Origin of the sequence: Micromonospora sp. DSM 45708, assembly GCF_039566955.1 — a bacterium.
Classification (GTDB): Bacteria; Actinomycetota; Actinomycetes; order Mycobacteriales; family Micromonosporaceae; genus Micromonospora.
This window is the reverse complement of sequence record NZ_CP154796.1, coordinates 4442756-4451863: the sequence shown is the minus strand read 5'-3', so window position 1 is coordinate 4451863 and position 9108 is coordinate 4442756. Positions and strand designations below refer to the sequence as shown.

Genomic DNA, 9108 nt, shown 5'->3' with positions numbered 1-9108 from the left:
CGAGGGGCGCCGTCCGGGCGGACAGGGAGAGTTGTCTCGATGCGAGTTTGGAGTCGCGCGGTAGCGGTGCTCGCCGCCGGCGCGGTCGTCGTGGCGGGGGTGCCGGCGCTGGCCGGCGTCGTCGCCGTCACCGACGCCGGAGTCACCGGGCGTACCGGCGCCCAGGCGACCGGGGGCAGCGCCGCGCTCGGCGCCGCCCGTACGGTCGCGACCAGGGCACAGGTCACGCCGGGGGACACCCGGCTGATGCCGACCACGCCCCGCGCCGACACGCCGCGGATCACCAACGGCGAGATCACCGACATCGAGGTGATCGGCAACCGCGTCTTCATCGCCGGCACCTTCACCTCGATCGCGAACGTCGGCGGCACGGCGATCGCGCAGAAGTCGCTGGCCTCGTACAACCTGGACACCGGCAAGGTGGACACCGGCTTCAAGCCCACCATCGACGGCGCGGTGGCGGCCGTCGAGGCGTCGCCGGACGGGACGTCGCTCTACATCGCGGGCTCGTTCAACACGATCAACGGCGTCACCAAGCGCAAGATCGCCCGGCTCAACCCGACCACCGGCGCGCCGGTGGCGGCGTTCACCGCGACCGCCAGCGCGCGGGCGACCGCCCTGGCCGTGAGCCCCACCGCCGTCTACGTCGGCGGCCAGTTCGCCACCGTCAACGGCGTCGCCCGCAGCGGCCTGGCCGCGCTCAACCCGACCACCGGCGCCGTCGACACCGCGTTCAACCTGCCGGTCACCGGCGGCATCGGCGTCGGCGGCATGCTCACCGTGCAGCAGCTCAAGCTCACCCACGACCGCAGCAAGCTGCTGGTCGTGCACACCGGCCGCCAGATCGCCGGGCAGGACCGCTACGGCGTGGCGCTGATCGGCACGGCCAGCAAGGCGCTGCTGCCGTGGCGGACCCGGCTGTGGGAGGACAACCTCTCCTTCGTCGGCGGCATCCAGCGCGTCTTCGCCGGTGACATCGCGCCGGACGACTCGTACTTCGTGGTCACCAGCGGCTCGGGCGGCGACCGGCCGCCGATCAACGACACCGCCATCGCGTACCCGTTGACCGGAAACGACCACATCGAGCCGCTCTGGATCTCCCGGCACTTCGACAGCATCTACTCCGTCGCGATCACCGACACCGCCGTCTACGTCGGCGGTCACTTCAGCTGGCAGGAGTCGCCCACCTCGAACGTGCCGTGGCCCGGGCTGGACAACGTCGGCTACGGCACCGGCCAGGGCCTGAGCGGCTACGGCCTCGGCGACCAGGTGGTCCGCCGCGACCACCTCGGCGCGCTGGACCCGCTCACCGGCACCGCGCTGGAGTGGAACCCCGGCTCCAACTCGTACGAGGGGGAGAAGGCGATGCTGGCCACCGCGCGCGGCCTGCTCGTCGGCGGCGACGGCAACGTCAAGGGCGGCAAGACGACCGGTCGGGTCGCGTTCTTCGACCTGTCCAAGGAGCCGGCCCCGTCGGCGCTGGACACCACCGTCACCACGCCGATCGAGGGCGCGGTGAAGCAGGCCGGGGAGTCGTTCGACCTCGGCGGCCAGGCGCTCGCGCCGGCCGGCGTGTCCAAGGTCCAGGTCGAGGTCATGGACCGCAACAGCGGCAGGTACCTCCAGACCGACCTGACGACCTGGGGCGCGTTCAAGTCGCTGAACGCCACCGTCGCCGCGCCGAACGCCACGTCCACCACCTGGAAGCTCCCGGTGTCGCTGCCGGCCGGCGTCTACCAGATCCAGGCGAGGACGGTCGGCCGCGACGGGGCCGGCGACGCCACCAAGGCGATCAAGAAGATCGAGGCGTTCCGCTTCGACGACCTGCCGCCGGCCACCCGGATCAGCGCGCCGGCCGCCGGCCTGATCGCCACCCAGAGCTTCGTGGCCACCGGCACCGCCACCGACGACAAGGGCGTCAGCTCGATGATCTACTCGTTCCGCACGCCGGACAACCGGTACCTGCAGGACGACGGCAGCGTCGCGGCGGTCTACAACACGTTCCGGGGCGAGCCGGACGTGCTCGGCGCGACGTCCGCCACCTGGCAGTACGAGGTGACGCTGCCGACCGAGGGGCAGTGGCGGATGACCGCCACCGCCGTCGACACGGCCGGGCAGAGCGACCTGCGGGGCGACACCCGGGACTGGACCGTCTCGGCGACCGGCGTCCCGCCGACCGTGGCGATCACCGCGCCGGTGGCGATGACCCCGCCCACCGCCGCCGCGCCGCTGACCGTGGCGCCGGGCGCCACGGTCACGTTCGCCGGCACCGCCGCCGACGAGGACGCGCTGAAGTCGGTCGAGATCTACCTGCGCAACAACACCACCCGGGAGGCGCTGGCCGCGGACGGCACCTGGGGCGCCGACTCGGTCGCCGCGTACCACCGGATCTCCCCGACCAACCTCGACGCCGCGACGTTCGACTGGTCCTTCACCACCGTTCCGCTCACCCCCGGCGTCTACGACTTCCGGGTACGCGCCACCGACAAGCTCGGCCTGACCACGTCCAACACCAACCTGGGTCGGCTCACCGTCACCGCGCAGGTGCCCGGCGACGCCTTCCCGAACGGGCTGCTGAGCTTCACCGGGACCGACCAGAACGTCGACCGGTTGCACCTCGACCTGGCCGGCACCGCGACCGACGACAAGGGCGTCAAGGCCGTCCGGGTGGCGCTGCGCGACCTGGACACCGGCCGGTACGTCCAGCCGGGCGGCACGATGGCCGCCGCGTTCGCCACGGTGGACGCGACGCTCGCCGCCCCGAACGCCACGAGCACCGCGTTCACGCTCTCGATCGACCTGCCCACCAAGGGCACCTACAGCGTCGAGGCGTGGGCCGTGGACACGGTCGGCCAGCAGGACGGCTCGACCGCCGGCGCCACCGCGAAGTACCTGGTCTACCCCGGTGACCTCGATCCGACGCTGGAGCCGAGCATCACGCCGGTCGAGGGCGAGGCCTACACCGGCGGCCGGATCGTGGTGACCGGCCGGGCCGTCGACGACGTCGGCATGCAGAAGGTGGAGTTGCAGATCACCAACGCCGCCGGGCAGGGCATGAACGCGGCCGGCACGTTCGGCCGGGCGGGCACCTGGATCGCGGCGTTCCTCACCAGTCCGGGCTCGCCGGGGTCGAACTTCGCGTACACGTCGCCGGTGGTGCCGGCCGGCACGTACACGGTGACGATCCGCGGCATGGACAACTACGGGCAGTACCAGCAGCCGCCCCGTACCGTCTCGGTGACCGTCGCCGACTGATCCGGTCGGCCGTGGGCCGGTCCGCGTCGGGTGCTCCCGACGCCGGGCCGGCCCGCGTGGCGTCAGGGGCGGACAAGCCGCATCCCGGCGGTGGCCGGCCGGTCCATCGTGGCCAGCGCCGCGGGCGCGTCGGCCAGCCCGATGACGTCGGTGACCAGCTCGCCGGGGCGCAGCACCCCGGCGGTGACCAGCCGCAGCAGCTCGGGGTAGGCGTGGGCCGGCATCCCGTGGCTGCCCCGCAGCTCCAACTCGTGGGCGATCACCAGGTCCATCGGCAGCGCCGGCCGGCCCTGCGCGGCGGGCAACAGCCCGACCTGCACGTGCCGGCCGCGCCGGCGCAGGCCCTCGATCGAGGCGACGCAGGTCGCGTGGCTGCCCAGCGCGTCGAGCGAGAGGTGGGCGCCGCCGCCGCCGGTCGCGTCGCGGACCGCGGCGGCCACCTCGCCGGGACCGCCGAGCGTGCTTCCGTCCAGGCAGACCGCGGCCCCGCTGCGCCGGGCCAGCGCCAGCGCGGCGGGCGCGACGTCCACGGCCACCACCCGGGCGCCGCTCGCCGCCGCGATCATCACCGCGGACAGGCCCACCCCACCGCACCCGTGTACGGCCACCCACTCGCCCGCGGCCACCCGGCCCTGCGCGACCACCGCCCGGAACGCGGTGGCGAACCGGCAGCCGAGCGCCGCGGCGGTCCCGTCGTCCACCTCGTCCGGCAGCCGGACCAGGTTGACGTCGGCGTGCCGCAGCGCCACGTACTCCGCGAACGACCCCCAGCCGGTGAAGCCCGGCTGGGTCTGCCGCTCGCAGACCTGCTGGTCACCGGCGAGGCAGGAGGGGCACCGCCCACAGGCGCAGACGAACGGCACGGTGACCCGGTCGCCCGGCCGCCAGCCGTGGACGTCGGCGCCGATCGCGGCGACGACACCGGCGAACTCGTGCCCGGGCACGTGCGGGAGCCGGATGTCCGGGTCGTGGCCCTGCCAGCCGTGCCAGTCGCTGCGGCACAGCCCGGTCGCCCCGACCCGGACGACCACCCCGTCGCGCGCCGGCACCGGGTCGGCCACTTCCCGCACCTCGGGCCACGCGTTGAACTCCTCGAACACCACCGCCCGCATCTCCCCATCCTCCCTCACCACCGTCGGGCCCACCGGCGGTGATCAAGGAGTTCCGGTCGCCGGTCGCGCCCCGGCGCGACGCGAACTCCCTGATCACCGAGGGGAGGCGGCAGGGGCGGCAAGGAGCAGGGCGCAAGTTGCGGGAAAGCGGCAGAAATAGATTGATGCCGGCAAATCTTGACGCGTGTTCGTCCAGTGGCGCACGGTAAGGAAAGCGGCCGGTAGTGCAGGAGGCGGTCATGCGGTTGAATCCGTTCGCGGGAGCGTATCTCACCGATACGGCCGGCGTCTGGGCCCGCCTGCTGGCCGCCGACGGCGGCGTGCACCACGACGACGAACTCGGGTTGTGGCTGATCACCCGGCACGCCGACGTCCGGCGGGCGCTGGCCGACGCGCGGACGTTCGGCAACGCCCTCACGCTCGCCCCGGTGTACGACATCTGCCCGGAGGCGTTGGCCCTGGTCGCCCGGATCGACGCGCCGCCCACCACCGCCGCGGCCGACCCGCCGGCGCACCCCCGTACCCGCCGGGCGCTGCGGGTCACGTTCGCCAACACCCCGGAGCGGGTCGAGCAGCGCTACGGCCGGATCGTGCGCCGCCGGGTGGACGAGCTGGTGTCGCGGCTGGCCACCCGCGCCGGTGACGAGGTCGACCTGGTCCCGGAGTTCACCGCCGAGCTGCCGCTGCTGGTGCTGCTCGACATCCTCGGCGTGCCGGCGCGCGACGTGCCGCGGATCCGGGCCTGGGCGGACGGGCAGATCGCCCTGGTCTGGGGCAGCCCCGACCCGGCCGAGCAGGTCCGGCTGGCCGGTGGGCTGCTGGAGTTCTGGCGCTACTGCCAGGGCCTGGTGCGGGGCCGACTGGGCGGTGGCGGTGACGACTATGTCGCCGAGCTGCTGGCGTACCGGGGCGGTGACGACGAGGTGCTGACCGTCGCCGAGGTGTCGAGCATCGTGTTCAACCTGCTGGTCGCCGGGCACGAGACCACCGCCGGGCTGCTCGCCCACGCGGTGGACCGGGCGTTGTCCGAGCCGGGTCGGTGGCGCGAGCTCGGCGCGCGTCCGGAGCGGGTCCCGGCGTTCGTCACCGAGACGCTGCGGTTCGCGCCCGCCATCGACGGCTGGCTGCGGGTGACCAACCGTCCGGTCACGCTGGGTGGCGTGGCCATCCCCGCCGGGGCGCGCTGCCTGTTGCTGATCGGCGCCGCCAACCGGGACCCGGCGGTGTTCGGCCACCCGGACCGGTTCGACCCGGACCGGCCGGACGCGCACGACCACCTCTCCTTCGGCCACGGCCCGCACTTCTGCATCGGGGCGGCGCTGGCCCGGCTGGAGGCGGGCACCGCGCTCGCCCGTCTCGCCACGGCGCTGCCGGACCTGCGGCCGGCCCCCGGGCATCCCCGCGTCTTCCGGCCCAACCTGGCGTTCCGCGCGCACCGTGGGCTGCCGGTGATCGTCGCGCCGGCGGTGCCGACCGGTGACCGCCCGGTCGCGCGGCCGGCGGCGTGACCGGGGGCCGTCGGCGGACACGCAGCGCAGTCACGTCTTCACACCCGTACGCCGGTGGGTTAAGAATGACCCCCTGCGAATGCCCAGTCATCGCCCGTCCTCGATCTGTTGCCGATGCCGGTCCGGCGTCGCGAAGGTGAGCACATGGATCGCACGCCCGCGTCGAGCGCCGCTCCCTCCGTCGCCAGCCGCCAGTTCCGTGTCGAGCTGCGCCGCTGGCGGACCCGGCGTGGCCTGACCCAGCGGTCGCTGGCCGAGCGGGTGCGGTTCAGCCGGGAGACGGTCGCCGCGGTCGAGTCCGGCCGGCGGTTCGGCAGTCAGGAGTTCGCCGTCCGCTGCGACGAGGTGCTCGCCACCGGCGGACGGCTGGCCGAGCTGTGGCCGCAGGTCGCCGCCGAGCAGTTGGCGGCGGACGGCCGGCGGGGGCCCCGGCTCGGCGAGCTGGACCCGGCCGGCCCACCGGCGACGCGACGTGATCCGCGCGATCCGCAGGCCGTGGCGGCGGCGATCGACGAGCTGCGCGAACTGATCGGTCAGGTGCTCGCGCAGCCCGAACCGGAAGGCCCGCCGCCGTCGGCGGCCGGCCGGCACTGACCGGGACCGACGCCCCGGCCCGGGTCCGCCGTCGGCGTCGCCAACTCTGGGTACAGATGCTGGTACGGCCTGTTTGTACCACGGTCGGGTCTGGCCTCGGCGCGCGGCTTCCGGCGGAATGAGACGTGCAATCCGCAAGTGCAGATAGAACTTTGCCGATCAGCGCCGGGAGTCAGCAGTGGCGTCGAGCACGAGGTCCCACGCGGCCCGACCCTACCCGCCCCGCCGCCGTCGGTGGCGCATCGGCGGCCGGATGCGCCTCATCGTGGCGGCCCCGCTCGTCGCCGTGATGGGCTTCGCCGGGCTGGCGCTGACCGAGAGCGCCCGGCAGACCGCCCGTGCCAGCGACCTCGGCCAGCTCGCCCAGCTCGGCGCCGAGGCGGGCGGCCTGGCCCACCGCCTGCAACACGAGCGGATCGTCGCCGCCGACCTGCTCACCCGGGGCGCCCCCGACCAGCAGGACGCGTTCGCGGACGCCACCACCGCCACCGACGCCGCGGTCGCCGGATACCGCCGGCAACGGGCCCGGGTGCCCGCCGGCGCCGCCGCCGAACAGGCCGTCCTGCCGCGGATCGACACGGCGCTGGCCAACCTCGCCCCGCTGCGCGCCCAGGTCCGCACCGCCGAACGCGCCTCGGTCTCGGCGATGACGTTCAGCTACCGCATCGTCATCGCCGACCTGCTCGGGCTGCGGGAGAGCGTCACACTCGGCGTGGTCGAGCCGCGGATCGCGGACGGCATCCGGGCCTCCGCCGCGCTGTCCAAAGTGGCCGAGGCGGTCGGCCAGCAGCAGGTGGCCGTGCTGCGCGCGGTCACCGCCGGCCAGGTGACACCCGCGCTCCAGCAGGACATCACCGCCGCCCGCACCGGCTTCACCGAGGCGTCGCTGGCCTTCCTGGCGCTCGCCCGACCGGCCTGGCAGGGCTGGTGGGAGCAGGCCGGCAGCGGCGAGAACGCGCTGCGGCTGCAACGGCTCCTCGACCAGGTGGCCCGGACGGCGGCGGGCGACCGCCTCGACCTGGACCTGGGCACCTGGCTCACCGCCACTCAGCAGTGGTCGGTCCGCCTGGCCGAGCTGCGCCTACGGGTCGACGGGGCGGTGCTCGACGACATCCGGGCCGCCCACGCGGACCAGCGTCGCCGTACCGTGGTGGAGGCGGCAGCCGCCCTGCTGGCGCTGCTGCTGACCGCGTTGGTCACCTGGGCGGTGGCCCGCCAGATCACCCGGCGGCTGCGCCGGCTGCGGGACGCGGCGAACGCGGTCGCGTTCGAGCGGCTGCCCCAGGTGGTGGCCCGGCTGCAACAGCCGGACAGCGCCTCGGTGGACCCGGACGAGCTGGCCCGCCGCCAGGCCGCCGACGCGCTGGAGGTCTCCGGCGACGACGAGATCGGCGAGGTCGGGCAGGCGTTCAGCGCGGTGCACCGGGCCGCCGTGCGGACCGCCGCGGAGCAGGCCGTGATGCGGGCCAACACGGCGGAGATCTTCATCCACCTGAGCCGGCGGGAACAGCGCCTGGTCGACGCCGTGCTGGCCCAGGTGGACCGCGTCGAGCGGGACGAGACCGATCCCGACCGGCTGCACCAGCTCTACGCGCTGGACAATCTCGCCACCCGGATGGGCCGGATCAACGCCAGCCTGCTCGTGCTGGGCGGAGTGGGCGTCGGGCGGGTCCGCCACCACGACGTGCCGCTGCCGCAGGTGCTCCAGGCCGCGCAGAGCCAGATCGAGCACTACCCCCGCATCCGTCTCGGCCTGGTTGACGGCGACGTCGCGGTGGCCGCCGAGTCGGTCGACGAGGTGGTGCACCTGCTCGCCGAGCTGATGGAGAACGCCACCGGCTACTCGCCGCCGGCGACCGAGGCGTGGGTGACCGGCCGGAGCCTCGGCGACCGGGTGATCGTGCAGATCAGCGACGAGGGCGTCGGTCTGCCCCCGCACCGGCGGCAGCAGCTCAACGACCTGCTCGCCCAGCCACCCGCCATCGACGTGGCCACCGTGCGGGCGATGGGACTGGTCGTGGTGGGGCAGCTCGCCACCCGGCTGGGCGCCGTCGTGCAGCTCCGGTCCGGGCCGCGGCGCGGCACCATCGCCGAGGTGGCGCTGCCGGCCGCGCTGATCCGGCCGCTGCCGCCCGAGGAGTTCCTGCTCACCCCCGAGCGGCCGTCCCGGCGGGCGGCCCGCGCCACGGTCGCGTCCCCGGTCGGGCGGGCCGCCGTCGTGCCCGCCGGCGCGCGGCCCGCCCCACAGCCCTGGGCCGGGGGACCGGCCGCCGACCGGGCGCTCCCGGTCGCCCCGGAGTTCCAGCCGGCGTCGGCCGACGCCCCCACCGAGGAGCTGATCATCTTCGACCAGGTGAACCACTGGTTCCAGGCCGACCGGCCGGGCGACGACGCGTCCTGGGCCGGCCCGGCCGACGACGCCTGGCGTACGGCGGCGCGCGCCGACGAGCCCCGGGTCGCCGGCACCACCACGTCCGGGCTGCCGCGCCGGCAGCCGCAGGAACACCTGGTGCCCGGCGGTGTCCCGGCGCCCCGGCAGGCCACCGAGCACCGGGACCCGGCGCGGGTGGCCACCGCCATGGCGGCGTACGCCCGCGGGGTCGCCGGCCGCCGGACCAACCTGATCACCAACTGACCCG

At 74.8% G+C, this 9108-nt stretch carries 5 protein-coding genes; 4 read left to right on the top strand and 1 reads right to left on the bottom strand.

Features of this window, described 5'->3' with window-relative positions; all coding sequences use genetic code 11:
• Positions 1–39: 39 nt before the first annotated feature.
• Positions 40–3255 carry a hypothetical protein gene (locus tag VKK44_RS18875; protein ID WP_343442436.1) on the top strand — a complete coding sequence of 1072 codons (3216 nt, stop codon included), beginning with the start codon at positions 40–42 and terminating at the stop codon, positions 3253–3255.
• A 62-nt stretch (positions 3256–3317) separates the two neighbouring features.
• Here the strand turns inward: VKK44_RS18875 and VKK44_RS18870 are convergent, their stop codons facing one another.
• Positions 3318–4367 carry a zinc-dependent alcohol dehydrogenase family protein gene (locus VKK44_RS18870; RefSeq protein WP_343442435.1) on the bottom strand — a complete coding sequence of 350 codons (1050 nt, stop codon included), beginning with the start codon at positions 4365–4367 and terminating at the stop codon, positions 3318–3320.
• A gap of 239 nt (positions 4368–4606) precedes the next feature.
• Between VKK44_RS18870 and VKK44_RS18865 the strand changes: the two genes are divergently transcribed.
• From VKK44_RS18865 to VKK44_RS18855, 3 genes are all read left to right on the top strand, one after another.
• Positions 4607–5875 carry a cytochrome P450 gene (locus tag VKK44_RS18865; RefSeq protein WP_343442434.1) on the top strand — a complete coding sequence of 423 codons (1269 nt, stop codon included), beginning with the start codon at positions 4607–4609 and terminating at the stop codon, positions 5873–5875.
• Positions 5876–6019: 144 nt separating this feature from the next.
• Positions 6020–6469, top strand: a complete 450-nt coding sequence (locus tag VKK44_RS18860) for a helix-turn-helix transcriptional regulator (RefSeq protein WP_343442433.1) — start codon at positions 6020–6022, stop codon at positions 6467–6469.
• A gap of 253 nt (positions 6470–6722) precedes the next feature.
• Positions 6723–9104: a sensor histidine kinase gene (locus VKK44_RS18855; RefSeq protein ID WP_343442432.1), complete on the top strand. Its 2382-nt coding sequence runs from the start codon at positions 6723–6725 to the stop codon at positions 9102–9104.
• Positions 9105–9108 lie beyond the last annotated feature (4 nt).